The organism is Pannonibacter carbonis, from assembly GCF_003012935.1.
Lineage (GTDB): Bacteria > Pseudomonadota > Alphaproteobacteria > Rhizobiales > Stappiaceae > Pannonibacter > Pannonibacter carbonis.
The window spans coordinates 128,577-144,495 of sequence record NZ_PUDR01000006.1; the positions used below are offsets into that span (position 1 = coordinate 128,577).

Annotated in this window: 13 protein-coding genes; 3 read left to right on the forward strand and 10 right to left on the reverse strand. The window is 65.7% G+C overall.

What is annotated here, in order from left to right:
* Positions 1-135: 135 nt before the first annotated feature.
* The 9 genes from paaZ to C8348_RS10355 form a co-directional block, all read right to left on the reverse strand.
* Positions 136-2,202: a phenylacetic acid degradation bifunctional protein PaaZ gene (gene paaZ / locus C8348_RS10315; protein ID WP_106753246.1), complete on the reverse strand. Its 2,067-nt coding sequence runs from the start codon at positions 2,200-2,202 to the stop codon at positions 136-138.
* 26 nt (positions 2,203-2,228) lie between these two features.
* Positions 2,229-2,996, reverse strand: coding sequence for a Phenylacetic acid catabolic protein (locus tag C8348_RS10320; RefSeq protein WP_106753247.1), 768 nt, complete (start codon positions 2,994-2,996; stop codon positions 2,229-2,231).
* 34 nt (positions 2,997-3,030) lie between these two features.
* Positions 3,031-4,110, reverse strand: coding sequence for a 1,2-phenylacetyl-CoA epoxidase subunit PaaE (gene paaE / locus C8348_RS10325; RefSeq protein ID WP_106753248.1), 1,080 nt, complete (start codon positions 4,108-4,110; stop codon positions 3,031-3,033).
* Positions 4,111-4,169: 59 nt separating this feature from the next.
* Positions 4,170-4,670, reverse strand: coding sequence for a 1,2-phenylacetyl-CoA epoxidase subunit PaaD (paaD, locus tag C8348_RS10330; protein ID WP_106753249.1), 501 nt, complete (start codon positions 4,668-4,670; stop codon positions 4,170-4,172).
* Positions 4,671-4,677: 7 nt separating this feature from the next.
* Positions 4,678-5,433: a 1,2-phenylacetyl-CoA epoxidase subunit PaaC gene (paaC, locus tag C8348_RS10335; RefSeq protein ID WP_106753250.1), complete on the reverse strand. Its 756-nt coding sequence runs from the start codon at positions 5,431-5,433 to the stop codon at positions 4,678-4,680.
* Complete coding sequence (gene paaB / locus C8348_RS10340; RefSeq protein ID WP_106753251.1) at positions 5,433-5,714, reverse strand: 1,2-phenylacetyl-CoA epoxidase subunit PaaB; 282 nt, start codon at positions 5,712-5,714, stop codon at positions 5,433-5,435. Before paaB ends, paaC begins: the two co-directional genes overlap by 1 nt.
* 29 nt (positions 5,715-5,743) lie before the next feature.
* Positions 5,744-6,736 (reverse strand): 1,2-phenylacetyl-CoA epoxidase subunit PaaA, encoded by a 993-nt coding sequence (paaA, locus tag C8348_RS10345; RefSeq protein ID WP_106753252.1) that lies wholly within the window; start codon positions 6,734-6,736, stop codon positions 5,744-5,746.
* 55 nt (positions 6,737-6,791) lie between these two features.
* Complete coding sequence (pcaF, locus tag C8348_RS10350; RefSeq protein ID WP_106753253.1) at positions 6,792-7,997, reverse strand: 3-oxoadipyl-CoA thiolase; 1,206 nt, start codon at positions 7,995-7,997, stop codon at positions 6,792-6,794.
* A 439-nt stretch (positions 7,998-8,436) separates the two neighbouring features.
* Positions 8,437-9,387: a PaaX family transcriptional regulator C-terminal domain-containing protein gene (locus C8348_RS10355; RefSeq protein ID WP_106753254.1), complete on the reverse strand. Its 951-nt coding sequence runs from the start codon at positions 9,385-9,387 to the stop codon at positions 8,437-8,439.
* Positions 9,388-9,556: 169 nt separating this feature from the next.
* On the opposite strand from C8348_RS10355, the gene lexA reads away from it, so the two are divergent.
* Complete coding sequence (lexA, locus tag C8348_RS10360) at positions 9,557-10,273, forward strand: transcriptional repressor LexA (protein WP_106753255.1); 717 nt, start codon at positions 9,557-9,559, stop codon at positions 10,271-10,273.
* A gap of 157 nt (positions 10,274-10,430) precedes the next feature.
* On the opposite strand, the gene C8348_RS10365 is transcribed toward lexA, so the two are convergent.
* Entirely contained in the window at positions 10,431-12,665 is a 2,235-nt protein-coding gene (locus tag C8348_RS10365) for a ComEC/Rec2 family competence protein (RefSeq protein WP_198647001.1), read from the reverse strand.
* Positions 12,666-12,905: 240 nt separating this feature from the next.
* Between C8348_RS10365 and gltX the strand changes: the two genes are divergently transcribed.
* Both gltX and gltA read left to right on the forward strand, forming a co-directional pair.
* On the forward strand, positions 12,906-14,330 hold the full coding sequence (gene gltX / locus C8348_RS10370) for a glutamate--tRNA ligase (RefSeq protein ID WP_106753257.1): 1,425 nt from the start codon (positions 12,906-12,908) through the stop codon (positions 14,328-14,330).
* A gap of 234 nt (positions 14,331-14,564) precedes the next feature.
* Positions 14,565-15,857: a citrate synthase gene (gene gltA, locus C8348_RS10375; protein WP_106753258.1), complete on the forward strand. Its 1,293-nt coding sequence runs from the start codon at positions 14,565-14,567 to the stop codon at positions 15,855-15,857.
* Positions 15,858-15,919: the final 62 nt, after the last annotated feature.

A 15,919-nucleotide genomic window follows, 5' to 3' on the forward strand; every position in this document is an offset into this window, starting at 1 on the left:
CCAACGTCCCCCACGCCGTCCCGGCCCTGTGCCGGGACCCGTCAGGCGCGCACCGCGACACCCCACCAGGTCCCGGCCTTGAGCCGGGACAGCGCGGAGGATGTATCGAGCGCCCGTGGACGCTCGACCTACCTATCAGGCGGCCATCGGCCAGACCTTCGCCACCATGGTCAGCACGTCATACTGGGCCACCACTTCGCTGCGCTGGTTGGTCACCGTGGTGTCCCACCGCACCTCACCATAGTCAGCGCCCTCACGCGGGTTGATTTCCTTGCAGGTGAGCGAGACCTGCAGCGTGTCGCCCGGATAGACCGGCGTCAGGAAACGCAGCGCGTCGACGCCGTAATTGGCCAGCACCGGCCCCGGATCGGGCTGCACGAACAGGCCTGCCGCCGCCGAGACGATGTAGTAGCCATGCGCGACGCGTCCCTCGAAGAACGGATTGGCCTTGGCCGCCGCCTCGTCCATGTGGGCGTAGAACGTATCGCCGGTGAACTCGGCGAAATGCTCGATGTCCTCCAGCGTCACGGTGCGGGTGCCGGTCACCAGCGTGTCGCCAATCTCCAGTTCGGCAAGAGACTTGCGGAACGGATGCACGTTGCCCGTCCGCGTGGCGGATCCGCGCACCCATTTGCCCGCCACTGCGGTCAGCATGTCCGGAGAGCCCTGCACGGCTGTGCGCTGCAGGTAGTGATGCACGCCGCGCAGGCCGCCCATTTCCTCCCCGCCACCGGCGCGGCCGGGACCACCGTGGATCATCTGCGGCAATGGCGAGCCATGGCCCGTCGAGGACTTGGCCGTGGTCCGGTTGCCGATCAGCACGCGGCCATGCCAGGGCGCCAGGCCCAGCACCGCCTCGCGGGCGAAGTCGCCATCATTGGTGAAGACGGACGAGACCAGGCTGCCCTCACCGCGCGCAGCCAGTTCGATGGCCTCATCGGTGCTGCGATAGGGCATCACCGTGGCCACCGGACCAAAGGCCTCGACGGAATGCAGGATGGCCGCGTCCAGCGGGCGCCCGCAGTACAGCAGCACCGGCGACTGGAACGCGCCCTTGTCCGGGTCGCCGGCGATCGGATCAACCGCGTCCGGCGTGCCATAGGCCAGTTCGGCCTCGCGGCAGAGATCCTTGATCCGGCCCCGTACTTCCTCGCGCTGCGACAGGCTGGCCAGCGGCCCCATGCGCACGCCCTCGGCGCGCGGATCGCCAATCGTGGTCTTGGCGAGCTTCTCGCCAATCGCCTTGATCACCGCTTCCGACAAGGCTTCCGGTACGATGACGCGGCGGATGGCCGTGCATTTCTGGCCCGACTTCACCGTCATCTCGCGGACGACCTCGCGCACGAACAGGTCGAACTCCTCCGTGCCCGGCACCGCATCCGGGCCAAGCACCGACGCGTTCAGACTGTCGGCCTCCATGGTGAAGCGCACCGAATTGGCGATGATTTCGGGGTGCGAGCGCAGCATCCGGCCGGTTGACGCCGAGCCGGTGAAGGTCACGACATCCTGCGCCGTGACATGGTCCAGCATCGAGCCGACCGAACCGGAGACCAGCTGCAACGCGCCTTCGGGCAGTAAGCCGCTGTCGATGATGCGCCGGACCATCAGCTCGGTGAGGTAAGCGGTCTGGCTCGCCGGCTTGACGATGGCCGGCATGCCCGCAAGCCAAGTCGGCGCGAGCTTTTCCAGCATGCCCCAGCACGGGAAGTTGTAGGCGTTGATGTGCACCGCCACGCCCTCGAGCGGGCTGAGGATGTGCTGGCCAGCAAAGCTTCCGTCCTTGGACAAGACCTCCGGTTCGCCATCGATCAGCAGATGCGTGTTGGGCAGCTGGCGGCGGCCGATCGAGGAATAGGCAAACAGCGTGCCGATGCCGCCTTCGATGTCGACCCAGCCATCGGTCCGGGTGGCGCCGGTGGCGCTCGACAGGGCGTAGAACTCTTCCTTCACCTCCATCAGATGCTTGGCGAGCTCTTTCAGCAGACCGGCGCGCTGATGATAGGTCATCGCGCGCAAGGCCTTGCCACCGGTTTTACGGCCATAGGCCAGCATTGCAGCGGTATCGAGACCGGCGGCATCGATGACGGCCACCGGTGCCCCGGTCGAGGCATCGGCCAGCACCTGGCCCTTGCCTGTCCCGGACACCCAGGCGCCGCAGGCGTAGCTCTGGAGGCGGCGCGGCGCATCGCTCATAAGGGTCATGTCGTCTCTCTCTTGCAATTCGATGGTCAACCGGCGGCCTGCGCCTGACCGAGCTCCGTGAAAAGATCAGCCACATCCTGCTGCCAGCGGGCCGCGAGCGCCTCGTTGGGGGTATGGCGCAGGCCAAGGCGAGCCAGGGCCTCAAACCGGCTGGACCGCGCCGCACCAAAGCTGGCGGCGACGCGCGGGTGCCAATAGGCATAGGCCGTCTGGATCGCCGCCATCGCTCCGGGCTCTGCCGCCAGCACCTTCAGCGCCACAATGCCTGAGGTCGCGTGCCGGGTCTCGACAGCCAGGATCTCCCGCATCACCTCGGCCAGCGGCTGGTAGGACGCGCGCGCCAGCTCCTCGATCTGCAACAGGCTCGCCTTGCCCATCAGCACGTTCATGACGACGCTGTCGGTCCAGTCGGTGATCGGGGAATGGAACACCGACAGGCGCATGTCGCCGCCCTGACGGGTCTGTCCGATATCGGCCTCGCGGGACATGCGCGCGGCCCAGGGGTGCTGCGCGGCATAGCGCCGGGTGTCGGCGCCAAAGTCGCCCATGACTGCCAGAACCTTGGCCGCATTCTCGAATTTTTCCGCGACAATGCGGGCTGCTGCCGCACGTTGGGACAGGCCCGGCGCCTCATTGATCCGGTCGGCAAAGCCGGCGGCCCCCGCCAGCTCGCTGTCGACGAAGCTCGCCATCAGCCGCATCAGCTCGGCCCGGTAGCGCGCAGGCACATTGGCCGGCGACGTCAGCTTGCCACCCTTGGCCAGATAATCGGCCAGTTCCATGTCTTCGCTCATGCTGCCCTCCTCCCGAGGTCCAAGGCCGGATCGCTCACTGGTCGTAATCCACGACCACATGGTCGCTGACGGGGTAGCACTGGCAGGTCAGCACGTAGCCGCGCCGCACCTCGTAGTCCTCCAGCGCATAGTTCGCCTCCATCTCCACCTCGCCCTCGGTGACAAGGGCACGGCAGGTGGAGCAGACCCCCGCCTTGCAGGCGTAAGGCGCATCAAGGCTTGCCCCGAGTGCGGCATCGAGCAGGCTCTGGCCCTTGCGCGGCATCTCGATCTCGCGGGTCGCCCCGTCGACCGTGATGGTGGCGTGGCAGATGTCACCGGCGGCGCGAGCAGCATCAGCTGCCTCCGCGCGCTGCTTCGCCCGTCCCGGCTGGCCGGAGGCAAACAGTTCGAACTTGATCCGGTCCTCAGGCAGCCCGTTCTCCTTCAGGGCGGCCGAGACGGCCAGCATCATCGGTTCAGGACCGCAGATGAAGGCCAAGTCGGCCTTGGCAACGTTCACCCAGGTGCCGAACAGCGTCTTGCATTTCTGCGCATCCAGCCGGCCGGAAAACAGGTCAATGTCTTGCGACTCGCTCTCCAGGATATGGATGATGTTGAGCCGTCCGAGATAGGTGTTCTTGAGATCCTCAAGCTCCTCGCGGAACATGATCGCGTTGATCGACCGGTTGCCGTAAACGAGCGTGAAGTCCGACTTTGGCTCCTCCGCCAGCACCGTCTTCAGGATGCCGAGCACCGGCGTGATGCCGGAGCCGCCGGCAAAGCCGAGATAGGATTTCGGCCGCGCCGGCTCGATCGGCGCATGGAACGTGCCCATCGGCGGCATGGCCTCAAGCACGGTGCCGGCCGTCAGCTCGTCATTGACCCAGGAAGAGAAGGCCCCGCCATCGACCCGCTTGATGCCGACCTTCAAGGCCCCCTCTCCGCGTGCGGCGCAGATGGAATAGGAGCGGCGCAGCTCTTCCCCGTCAAAGTCGCGGCGGAAGGTGAGATATTGCCCGGCAAGGAAATCGAAGGCCGCGCGGTCCTCCTCACGCGGCACCAGCGTCAGCACCACGGCGTCGCGCGTTTCGCGCCGCACCTCGGTCACGCTCAGGGGATAGAACTGCGCCATGTCGCGCTCCTCCTAAAGTCCGCTCGTCAGGCCTGTTGCACGGGGCCCGGCTGAGCCGGTCAGATGCACTTGAAGTAATCGAAGGGTTCCAGGCAGTCGCGGCAGCGGTATCCGGCCTTGCAGGGCGTGGAGCCGAAGCGGCTGACCATTTCCGTGTTGGCCGAACCGCAGCGCGGGCAGGCAACGACCGGGTTCGACAGCACGCCGCCGCCACAGGACGAGCCTGCCACCGGCGGGGCAATGCCGTAATCCGTCAGCTTCGCCCGCCCCTCGGCGCTGATCCAGTCCGTGGTCCAGGCCGGGGACAGCTGGCGCTCGAGGCGGAGATCGGCGATGCCGTGGTCGCGCAGCGCCCTCTCGATCTCGAAGTTGATGACGCTGGTCGCCGGGCAGCCGGAATAGGTCGGCGTCACCTTCACCACCAGCGTCCCGTCCTGCCAGCGGACATCGCGGATGATGCCGAGATCGACCAGCGAGATGACCGGGATTTCCGGATCCGGCACGTCAGACAGCCAGCTCCAGATCTCCTCGACAGCAGGATGAAACGGCGCTGTTGTCATCGCTGCCTCACCAGGTCGCGGTCGGATAGGCCCGCTGCAGGAACTGCATTTCGGCCAGGATGTAGCCCAGGTGTTCGCTGTGCAGCCCGCGCTTGCCGCCCTTGTGCATGTAGCCGGAGGCCGGCTTGGCAAGGGTTGCCTGCGTCAAGGTTGCCTCCACATGGGCGTGCCAGGCGGCCGCAACGGGTTCAAGGTCAGGGGCAAGCCCTGCCTCGCAAAGCGCGGCATCGACCTCGTCCGCGATCAGCATCTCGCCCGTGTAGGGCCACAGATCGTTCAGCGCGGCCTGCATGCGGGCATGGCTTTCCGGCGTGCCGTCGCCGAGCGAGATCACCAGATCGGCGCTGCGGGCGATGTGATAGGACACTTCCTTCAGCGCCTTTTCGGCAATCCCGGCCACGCGGCTGTCGCTGGAGGCGGTCAGCCCCTGCAGCATCGGATAGTGCCAGGCGTCAAACAAATACTGCCGCATCAGGGTGTGGCCGAAGTCGCCGTTCGGGCGTTCAGCAATCAGCAGATTGCGATAGGCTCCCTGATCGCGGCGGTAAGCCAGTTCGTCAGCAGAACGGCCCTTGCCCTCAACCTCGGCGGCAAGTCCCAGCCAGAGCTGGGTCTGGCCAACCAGATCCAGCGCGATGTTGGCAAGGCCGATGTCCTCTTCCAGCACCGGCGCATGGCCGATCCATTCCGAGGTGCGCTGCGCCAGGACAAGGCACGTGTCGCCCATCCTGAGGCACAGATCGAAAAGCGGCAGGTCGCTCATCACATCGCTCCGACTTCTTCGGGAATGTCAAAGAAGGTCGGATGGCGATAGGCCTTGCTGTTCGAGGGATCGAACAACGGGCCCTTGTCGCCCGGCGCGCTGGCGGCGATGTGGCGGGTTTCCACCACCCAGATGCTGACGCCCTCGTTGCGGCGGGTGTAGACATCCCGCGCCGCCATGATCGCCTTTTCGGCGTCCGGCGCATGCAGGCTGCCGACGTGACGGTGCGACAGGCCATGCTGTCCGCGGATGAAGACTTCCCAGAGCGGCCACTCGTTCATGGACGTTTCTCCCTCGTATGCGCGTCGGTTCAGGCTGCGGCTTTTGCGGCATTCTTCTTGCGGGCATGGGCCAGCAGGCCTTCCCGGTACCAGGCGCCGTCGTCCCAGGCCTTGACCCGGGCGGCGAGCCGTTCCTTGTTGCAAGGACCGTTGCCCTTGATCACTTCGTAAAACTCGGTCCAGTCGATCTCGCCGAAGTCGTAGCCGCCCTTTTCCTCGTTCCACTTCAGGTCCGGATCAGGGATCTTCAGGCCAAGGTATTCGGCCTGCGGCACGGTCTGGTCGACGAACTTCTGGCGCAGCTCGTCATTGGAGTTGATCTTGATCTTCCAGGCCATGGACTGGGCGGAATGCACCGAGTCCGCGTCGGAGGGCCCGAACATCATCAGCGCCGGCCACCACCAGCGATTGATTGAATCCTGCGCCATTTCCAACTGTTCCGGCGTTCCCTGCCGGCACATCTTCACCAGCGCGTCATAGCCCTGGCGCTGATGGAAGCTCTCTTCCTTGCAGATTCGGATCATCGCCCGGCTGTAGGGACCGAAGGAGCAGCGCTGCAGCGGCACCTGGTTCATGATCGCCGCGCCATCCACCAGCCAGCCGATCATGCCGACATCGGCCCAGTTCAGCGTCGGATAGTTGAAGATCGAGGAATACTTGGCCTTGCCCGAATGCAGCTGCTCCAGCAGCTCGTCACGCGACACGCCAAGCGTCTCGGCAGCGCAGTAAAGGTAAAGGCCATGCCCCGCCTCGTCCTGCACCTTGGCCAGCAGGATCGCCTTGCGCTCCAGCGTCGGCGCGCGGCTGATCCAGTTGGCTTCCGGCAGCTGGCCGACGATTTCCGAATGGGCATGCTGCGAGATCTGCCGGATCAGCGTCTTGCGGTAGCCCTCCGGCATCCATTCCTTCGGCTCGATCTTGATGCCTGCGTCGATCCGCTGCTGGAAGGCGCGCTCGTCGGCGTCCATCTCATCCAGTGTCTTCACGCTGTTGGCGTCGGTCTTCACCATCTGTGCGTACATGTGCGTCCTCCAGAAGCCTGAATTGACCTTTCGGGGCCGGACTGGCCCCCTTTGCTCACACCCGTTCGAGGATCAGGGCGATGCCCTGCCCGACACCGATACACATGGTGCAGAGCGCATAGCGTCCCTGCACGCGCTGCAACTGATAGGCGGCCGTCGTCACCAGCCGCGCGCCGCTCATGCCGAGCGGATGGCCAAGCGCAATGGCCCCGCCGTTCGGATTGACATGGGGCGCTTCGTCGGCAAGTCCAAGCTGGCGCAGCACCGCCAGCGCCTGCGCCGCGAAAGCCTCATTCAGCTCGATTACGTCCATCTGGTCCAGCGTCAGACCCGCCTTGGCCAGAACCCGGCGCACCGCCGGCACGGGGCCGATGCCCATGACGCGCGGCTCGACACCGGCCGCTGCCATCGCGACAACCCGCGCCATCGGCGTCAGACCGTGACGGGCCACCGCTGCCTCGCTCGCCAGCATCAGCGCGGCAGCGCCATCATTGACGCCGGAGGCATTGCCCGCCGTCACGGTCAGCTCCGGACCATTGACGCCCTTGAGCTTGGCAAGCTGCTCGGCCGTCGTGCCCGGACGCGGATGCTCGTCAACAGCAACCAAGACGGTCTCGCCCTTGGGACGCTTCACCTCGACCGGCGCAATCTCCTGCGCAAAGAGCCCATGCGCCTGCGCAGTGGCCCAGCGGGCCTGGCTGCGGGCCGCAAAAGCGTCCTGATCCGCGCGGGATACGCCAAAATCTGCCGCAACATTCTCCGCCGTTTCCGGCATGGAGTCGATGCCGAAGGCAGCCTTCATCTTCGGGTTGACGAAGCGCCAGCCGATGGTGGTGTCGTAAATTGCGGAACTGCGGGAAAAGGCTGCATCAGCCTTCGGCATCACGAAAGGCGCCCGCGACATGCTCTCGACGCCGCCAGCCAGCACGAAATCATAGTCGCCAGCCCGGATGCCGCGTGCAGCCATGCCGACCGCATCCATGCCCGAGCCGCAGAGACGGTTGACCGTGGTGCCGGGAACCGAAACGGGCAGCCCGGCCAGCAGCCCGGCCATGCGGGCAACGTTGCGATTGTCTTCGCCGGCCTGGTTGGCACAGCCGTAAATGATGTCCTCGACCGCACTCCAGTCGAGACCCGGATGGCGGGACACGAGGGCGGCCAGCGGCGCGGCGGCCAGATCGTCGGCGCGGACGGACGACAAAGCCCCGCCATAGCGGCCAATCGGCGTGCGGACTGCGTCGCAGATAAAGGCGTCGGACATCCACTTCCTCCCTCAGAAGCGTCCCCAGAAACTGTCATGCGGGTCTGTTCAGACCAGCCGGCGTTCGAGAGCTGAGCCTCACCCCCAATTCATCGACCGCACGGTCACCATATGCATTCTCGCATCACGCCGCAACAGCTATTTTGGAAATTCTTGTGACACGTTGCAGCATGGCTGTGCCCTTTTGGCCCTCCTCCAGAGCCCCCCCCTCCAAATGAACGAGGCCCGCGGACTTGAACCGGCCGTTCAGTCCACCCATCTTAGGCGTGTGGTTTCCAAGGTCAGAAACCTCCCGGACAGGCGATCCCGCTCCCCGCAACCCTCGGCGGGATTGCCTGCCTCCCTTTTCCCAAGTCTCGCTCTCAAGAAAAATACGCCGACGGCCACCCATGCCGACGCGCGTCGCGGCACGGCAGACCTGACTCAACCGGTCTTCACGTCAGGATGAGACGCCCGCAAGCCGCGCCTGTCGCTCCAGCACCTCAGGCGGTGTTGCCGTCAGCGCGCCGCCAAGGCCGGCAAAGCTGGCGACATGCGCATCAGCGGCGGCACTCAGCGCAAGATAGGTTCGGGCAAACAGGGCCCTCGCCCGCTCGCCGGCCCAGTCCTCCGGCAACGCCGGCCGTGCAAGCCCCGGATCACGCAAGGCCAGGGCACGGAAGCCATGCACCAGCAACAGCCTCGCCGATAGGGCACTCAGTCCGTCCGTCAGTCGCTCCCCTTGGGCGAGCAGCTGCGCCAGCGGCGAGAACCGGGCCATGAACGCCTCGTATCCCGCTTCCAGCTCGCCAAGGTTCCAGACCCTGCGCATGGCCGCGCGCAGCGCCGCGCCGTCCGTCAGATCACCGGGCGAAACCGCAAGCCGGGCCCATCCGGCGGGCACTGGACGCTCACCGATGGCCATCGCCAGCCCGTCACCCAGGCGAACGAAGCCTGCCGCCTCCAGCCCGGCGTCGACAGCGGCGGCATCACTTTCCGCACCGCGCAGGGCCAGGGTGAACCCAAGCTCACCTGCCCCTGCCGACAGCGTATAAAGCCGCGCTGCAGCGGCACTGAACTCGGCCCGCGCCGCATCGGTCAGGCCATAATAGCCAAGCCGCCCGACCCGGGTGCCCTCAAGCCGCCCGGTGGCGACAAGCCGCGAGGCGGCCGTGCGCACCAGCGTTTCGCTGATCCCGACCCGGGCGCAGGCCTCGATCACGTTGCCGACCCACAATGATCCACCGCGCGGCACCACCACATCGCCATACAGCGTGACGATGAAGGCCCCGGCGCGCAGAGGCCGCCGGCCAGCAAACTCCTCGACCAGACGGTCGACCGCGGCCGACGCCGAACCCGGGGCGCCGGACGCAATTTGGGGCGTTGTGTTCATCTGCATCGGCTCGGGCATGGCAACGGAGATCCGGTCATTTGCCCTTTCCTAGCCGCAGTTGGCCTCCCCGTCCATGACCCCATCACGCGGAACATCCCGCTAACTTCGCCTTAAGACTTGTGGAACACAGTGAGAACGAGTAATCTGCGTTCATGATTTGTACCGCCTCCCGCCACGGGGATTCGCCATGCTGACCCGCAAGCAACACGAACTGCTCATGTTCATCCATGAGCGCCTGAAGGAAAGCGGCGTTCCGCCCTCCTTCGACGAGATGAAGGACGCGCTCGACCTCAGGTCGAAGTCCGGCATTCACCGGCTGATCACCGCGCTTGAGGAGCGTGGCTTCATCCGCCGCCTGCCCAACCGGGCCCGTGCCATGGAAGTGGTTCGCCTGCCGGACTCCATGTCTCCGGGCCTTGCTGCCCCGCGCGGCAAGGGCTTTGCCCCGTCCGTGATCGAGGGATCGCTCGGCAAGACCCAGCCTCCCGCGCCCGCCCGTTCCGAGCCGGAGCCGGCCAGCGGCATCACCAGCATTCCGGTGATGGGCCGGATCGCGGCCGGTGTGCCGATCGAGGCGATCCAGACCCACAGCCATACCATCAACGTGCCGCAGGACATGCTGGGCCGCGGCGAGCATTTCGCGCTGGAAGTGCGCGGCGACTCGATGATCGAGGCCGGCATTCTCGACGGCGACACGGTGCTGATCCGGCGGACCGATGCGGCCGAGAGCGGTGACATTGTCGTCGCCCTTGTCGATGACGAGGAAGCCACCCTGAAGCGCCTGCGCAAGAAGGGGGCCTCCATCGCGCTGGAAGCGGCCAACCCGGCCTACGAGACCCGTATCTTCGGCCCCGGCCGTGTGCGGGTCCAGGGCAAGCTGGTGGCATTGTTCCGCCAGTACTGAGCCGGCCCATGGGCGCAGCGCCGGTGCAGATTGCGAACTGGCAGATAGCCGGACGCATCCGCTGCGTGGGAAGTGCGACGGCGTTGTCGCCGGCTTTGTTGGTCGGCATCGGTTGTGGGGTTGTCAGCGCTTCGGGCGCCCCCAATGCAGCAGATCATCAGCGTGATGCTCCCGGTTCTGTGACCGGGAGTTGCCAGGGTCGCTTGCCGGCGGGGCGGGTGTAGCGAACCTGCGAAACCCTCGTTTCACCGGCGACAATCTCCAACCACAACGCGGCACCGCCGAGGCTGCGACTGGCACCGTCGAGGATCAGCGGAGCGGCGCAATCGGGAGGGGCCGTCAGCCCGGTCACCAGGATGTCGGCGGCAAGGCAGTCGCTTTCAAGGGCATCCGGCTTGCGCGGCATGGCAATATGCAGCGGCAGCGGATCACCGGAAGGTGCGTGCCTTCGGCCTGGCCCGAGTTCAGGCGGGCGGCCATCGGGAGATCGGCTCTTGGCCGGCGGATAGGCCGCGACGACACAGCCGAGTGGATCACAGCTGGCTTGGTCAGCGCTTTGTCGATGGCTGGCGAAGCGGCGCTCAGACACGCCTTCGCCGGTGAGCCAGACTTCGGCGGTAAACCCGATGCGCCCGCCGGTGATGCGCAACGTGCCCTCGCTGTCCCGCGCCGCGATCTGGTTGCCGCGATCACTGACATAAATGTCAGGCGGACGGTCGAGGCCCCACAGGATCAGGCCCGCCAGTGCTGGACCGGCTGCAAGCAGCCGCTGCGGACCTTCGGCGAGAAACGCCCAGAATACAGCCACTGTCAGCAACGGTCCGGCAAATGCTGGCAATTGGCCGATGACCCCGTCGCTGTCGCTGAGGCTGGCCGTGAAGCTGGCCGCAGCCAGCATGAAGGCGATCCCCTGCCCCATCACGCTGAGCGCCGGCGCTGCTAGACCGAGTGGCTGCAACAGGAAGGCAGCCACCCCGGCAGGCATGATGATCATGGAAACCGCCGGCATGGCCAGAAGATTGCCGAGAAGGCCGTATGGCGCCAGCCGGTCAAAATGGTGGGCCGCGATGATGCCGGTGGCAAGACCTGCGATCAGCGAGGTCGCGGAAATGCCGGCGACCCAGGTCCATGTGCGATGAAACAGATGGCGCAACAGCCCGTGATCGGACGGCTTGCGCTGCCTTGCCCGGCTGCGTGACCAGCGGCCATAGTCACCATAGGCCGCGATCAGGCAAATCACGGCGGCATAGGACATCTGGAAGCCCGGCGCGAAAAGCTCCTCCGGCCTCAGGGCCAGCAGCAGCAGCGCCGACAGGGCGACACTCCTCAGGCTGAGCCCCCTGCGGCCGGTCATAAGGCCAATGAACACCAGGGCGATCATCACATAGGAGCGTTGGGTCGCGATGCTTGCGCCTGACAGAAGCAGGTAGCAGGTGGCGGCCAGCAGGGCGGCGGCGGCGGCAACCCGGGATAGTGGCAGGCGCAAGGCAAGTGCCGGAAACAAGGCAAGCCCGCCGAGGACGACGGCATACATGCCGCCAGCAAAAAGCACCATATGCAGTCCGGAAATCGACAGGACGTGCGACAAGCCGGCCTCGCGCAGGTCGGCTTCGGCCTGACGTGAGATTTCACCGCGCAAGCCGACGAGCAGTGCCGCGGCGATGGCGCTCTCGTCCCCCTTGCCAAGGGCCGCATCCGCCTCCCGCGCCACATCGAGCCGCAGCTTCTGGATCGCGGCCATGAAGGTCAGCCAGGCGCCGGGGGGGCCCAGATCAACTCGCTCGGGTACCCCGAAGACAAAACCGGTGGCCCCTATGCCGCGAAAATAGGCCGCAAAGGCAAAATCATAGCCCCCTGGGCGCACCGGCCCGGAGGGAGGCTGCAGGCGTGCACGCAAGCGCACACCATCCCCCGGCAGGAGGTCGCCACCGCTTGTCCCCCGCAAGGACAGCCGAACGCGGTTCGGCATCGCCTGACGGCCGAGCCCCTCGGCGGAATACAGCGCCAGCACAAGCTGGCTGCCTGCAGCGGTCGGAACCCGCTCGATCACCCGGCCGGTGAGGGTCGCGCTGCGTGGCTGTTCCAGCACCGGCGCGGCAACGCTTGCCGTACGCCAGGCCCCGGCCGATACGCCGCAGAAGAGCGCAAGGGCGAGCACGGCCGCTCGCGGCAGGCGTCCACGGCGGTGGGCAAGAGTTGCAGCGACAAGCCCGCCGCCGGCAAGGCAAAGCACTAGGGCCAGCGAAGGCTCGGCCGGCAGCTGGAAATAGAGGGCAATGCCTGCGGCAAAGGCAAAGGCCACCTGCAAAAGCCGATGATCCTCGGCAACACGACCAGACGGGCGGCTTTCGTCGGCCCCCGTCGGCTGCCTTCGCGCTGCGAGCGTCGCCAACAGCCGATTCGCTGTTGCCGCTGCCCTGACGGGAGAGAGGGATGACCCGGACGGCGACATGGTCCCGGGCGGGGCGTCATCCGCCGCCGCAACCCCTGTCGCGCTCCCGTCCCCGCGCTGCATGGCAGCCCTCGAACCGGCCCGGTTTGCCCGCCCGCGCGCCTGTGCTAAACACCGCAGCAGCCTCGCGCTGGCCTCCGGGCCCACGCCTCACCTTGACAGAGAACCTTCCCCAAGACCATGGCCGACCAGATCATCACCCGCTTCGCGCCCTCGCCCACCGGCTACCTGCATATCGGCGGCGCCCGTACGGCCCTATTCAACTGGCTTTTCTCGCAGCGCCACGGCGGCAAGATGCTGCTGCGCATCGAGGATACCGACCGCGCCCGCTCCACCACGGCGGCGGTGGATGCCATTCTCGATGGCCTGACCTGGCTTGGCCTGTCCTGGGACGGGGAACCGGTGTCGCAGTTTGGCCGCGTGTCGCGCCATCAGGAAGTGGTCGCGGAGATGCTGGCTCGCGGCACGGCCTACAAGTGCTACTGCACGCCGCAGGAGCTGGACGAGATGCGCGAGAAGGCCCGCGCCGAAGGCCGCCCGCCGCGCTATGACGGGCGCTGGCGCGACCGCGACGCCTCGGAAGCCCCCGCAGGCGTCGCCCCGGCCATCCGCCTGCGTGCACCGCTCGATGGCGAGACGGTGATCGACGATCAGGTGCAGGGCCGCGTCGTGTTCCCGAACAAGGACCTCGATGATCTCGTCCTGCTGCGCTCCGACGGCATTCCAACTTACATGCTGGCCGTGGTGGTCGATGACCACGACATGGGCGTCACCCATATCATCCGCGGCGATGATCATCTGACCAACGCCGCCCGCCAAAAGTTGATCTATGAGGCCATGGGCTGGGCCGTGCCGGTGATGGCGCATATCCCGCTCATCCACGGTCCGGACGGGGCGAAGCTGTCCAAGCGGCATGGGGCGCTGGGAGCAGAAGCCTACCGCGCGATGGGCTATCTGCCGGCGGCCATGCGCAACTATCTCGCACGTCTCGGCTGGAGCCATGGCGACAGCGAAATTATGTCCACTGACGAGATGATCGCCTGGTTCGGGCTGGAGTCTGTCGGCAAGTCGCCGTCGCGTTTCGATTTCAAGAAGCTTGAGAACCTCAACGGCCACTACATGCGTGCAACCCCGGATGCGGAGTTGCTGCTGCACTGGAAGGCCTGCCTTGCGCATGTTGACGGCGGCGAGAGTGTGCTGAACTGGATGGCCCTGCCCGGCAACGAGGCAAAGGTGCTTGCCGCCCTGCCCGGCCTCAAGGAACGCGCCAAGACCCTGGTCGAGTTGACCGAGAGTGCATCCTACCTGTGGCGAGTGCGGCCGCTGGACATGGAAGAGAAGGCCGCAGCGCTGCTGGACGCCGACGGCAAGGCGATTCTTGCCGGTCTCCTGCCGCACCTGACAGCGGATACCGAATGGTCGCTCGCCAGCACGGAAGCCGTCATCAAGGCGTTTGCCGAGACCGAGGGCCTGAAACTCGGCAAAGTCGCGCAGCCGCTGCGGGCTGCCTTGACCGGCCGGGCAACCTCGCCCGGGATCTATGACGTGCTGGTTGTGCTGGGCAAGGATGAGGCATTGGGCCGCATCTCTGATCAAACCCGATAATCCACATCGGCAGAGTACTGCATACTTTCGTATACATTGATGGCAGGTTGCGGCATTTCCGGGCCGTGACCTGCCCCGGGCAGCGCAGCATGCGCTTGCGGCCCCCCCCCAAATGGGATACGCAATCCGAGGCTATTTCTCTGGCCGCGAGAGCATCGGTGCAGTTTCCAAGGACTGGCCAGGCGTACCCAACGCCAGGATGCAGCGGCAGTTCCAGACAAGGGGGTTACCTGAATGGGCGACACGAAAGCCAACCTGACCATCGATGGCACCAGCCGCGAATATTCTGTGCTCGACGGCACGATCGGCCCGTCGGTCGTGGACATCTCGTCCCTGTACAAGGACACAGGGATGTTCACCTTCGATCCGGGCTTCACGTCCACGGCGTCGTGCGAATCAAAGATTACCTATATCGACGGCGATGAAGGCACCCTGCTCTATCGCGGTTATCCGATCGAACAGCTCGCCGACCATGGCGACTTCCTGGAATCCTGCTACCTGCTGCTGTATGGCGAGCTGCCGACCCGGCCGCAGAAGGAGGATTTCGTGAATCGTGTGACCAAGCACACGATGATCCACGAACAGATGAGCCGGTTCTTTACCGGCTTCCGCCGCGACGCGCACCCGATGGCGGTGATGGTCGGCGTGGTTGGCGCCCTGTCGGCGTTCTACCATGACTCGACCGACATCGCTGATCCGCATCAGCGGATGGTCGCCTCGATCCGCATGATCGCAAAGATGCCGACCATTGCGGCGATGGCCTACAAGTATCACATCGGCCAGCCCTTCGTTTACCCGAAGAACGACCTCGATTACTCGGCCAACTTCCTGCACATGTGCTTCGCGGTGCCTTGCGAGGAGTACAAGGTGAACCCGGTTCTGGCCCGCGCCATGGACCGCATCTTCATTCTGCATGCCGACCACGAGCAGAACGCCTCGACCTCGACCGTGCGTCTGGCCGGTTCCTCGGGCGCCAACCCGTTCGCCTGTATCGCAGCCGGCATTGCCTGCCTGTGGGGCCCGGCGCATGGCGGTGCCAACGAGGCGGCGCTCAACATGCTGACCGAGATCGGCTCCGTAGATCGCATCCCCGAGTTCATTGCCCGCGCCAAGGACAAGAACGATCCGTTCCGCCTGATGGGCTTCGGTCACCGGGTCTACAAGAACTACGACCCGCGTGCCCGCATCATGCAGAAGACCACGCATGAAGTGCTGGCCGAACTCGGCATCAAGGACGACCCGCTTTTGGACGTCGCGATGGAACTGGAGCGCATTGCGCTCAGCGACGAATATTTCGTCAGCAAGAAGCTCTATCCGAACATCGACTTCTACTCGGGCATCACCCTGCGCGCCCTCGGTTTCCCGCCGCACATGTTCACCGTGCTGTTCGCTCTTGCCCGCACCGTGGGCTGGATCGCACAGTGGAAGGAAATGGTGGAAGATCCGGGCCAGCGCATCGGTCGTCCGCGCCAGCTCTACACCGGCGCACCGAAGCGGGACTACGTTCCGGTTGAACAGCGTCGCTGATCGGCTTGCAAGAGCTGGAAACTGACCACAAGATGAAGGGGCGGCCAATGGCCGCCCTTTGA

What these genes read in the sequence shown, in the direction of transcription:
- paaD (WP_106753249.1), bottom strand. Translation starts at nt 4,670, where the DNA reads ATGACAACAGCGCCGTTTCATCCTGCTGTCGAGGAGATCTGGAGCTGG.
- paaB (WP_106753251.1), bottom strand. Translation starts at nt 5,714, where the DNA reads ATGAACGAGTGGCCGCTCTGGGAAGTCTTCATCCGCGGACAGCATGGC.
- paaA (WP_106753252.1), bottom strand. Translation starts at nt 6,736, where the DNA reads ATGTACGCACAGATGGTGAAGACCGACGCCAACAGCGTGAAGACACTG.
- paaC (WP_106753250.1), bottom strand. Translation starts at nt 5,433, where the DNA reads ATGAGCGACCTGCCGCTTTTCGATCTGTGCCTCAGGATGGGCGACACG.
- gltA (WP_106753258.1), top strand. Translation starts at nt 14,565, where the DNA reads ATGGGCGACACGAAAGCCAACCTGACCATCGATGGCACCAGCCGCGAA.
- lexA (WP_106753255.1), top strand. Translation starts at nt 9,557, where the DNA reads ATGCTGACCCGCAAGCAACACGAACTGCTCATGTTCATCCATGAGCGC.
- gltX (WP_106753257.1), top strand. Translation starts at nt 12,906, where the DNA reads ATGGCCGACCAGATCATCACCCGCTTCGCGCCCTCGCCCACCGGCTAC.
- C8348_RS10355 (WP_106753254.1), bottom strand. Translation starts at nt 9,387, where the DNA reads ATGCCCGAGCCGATGCAGATGAACACAACGCCCCAAATTGCGTCCGGC.
- pcaF (WP_106753253.1), bottom strand. Translation starts at nt 7,997, where the DNA reads ATGTCCGACGCCTTTATCTGCGACGCAGTCCGCACGCCGATTGGCCGC.
- C8348_RS10320 (WP_106753247.1), bottom strand. Translation starts at nt 2,996, where the DNA reads ATGAGCGAAGACATGGAACTGGCCGATTATCTGGCCAAGGGTGGCAAG.
- paaE (WP_106753248.1), bottom strand. Translation starts at nt 4,110, where the DNA reads ATGGCGCAGTTCTATCCCCTGAGCGTGACCGAGGTGCGGCGCGAAACG.
- paaZ (WP_106753246.1), bottom strand. Translation starts at nt 2,202, where the DNA reads ATGACCCTTATGAGCGATGCGCCGCGCCGCCTCCAGAGCTACGCCTGC.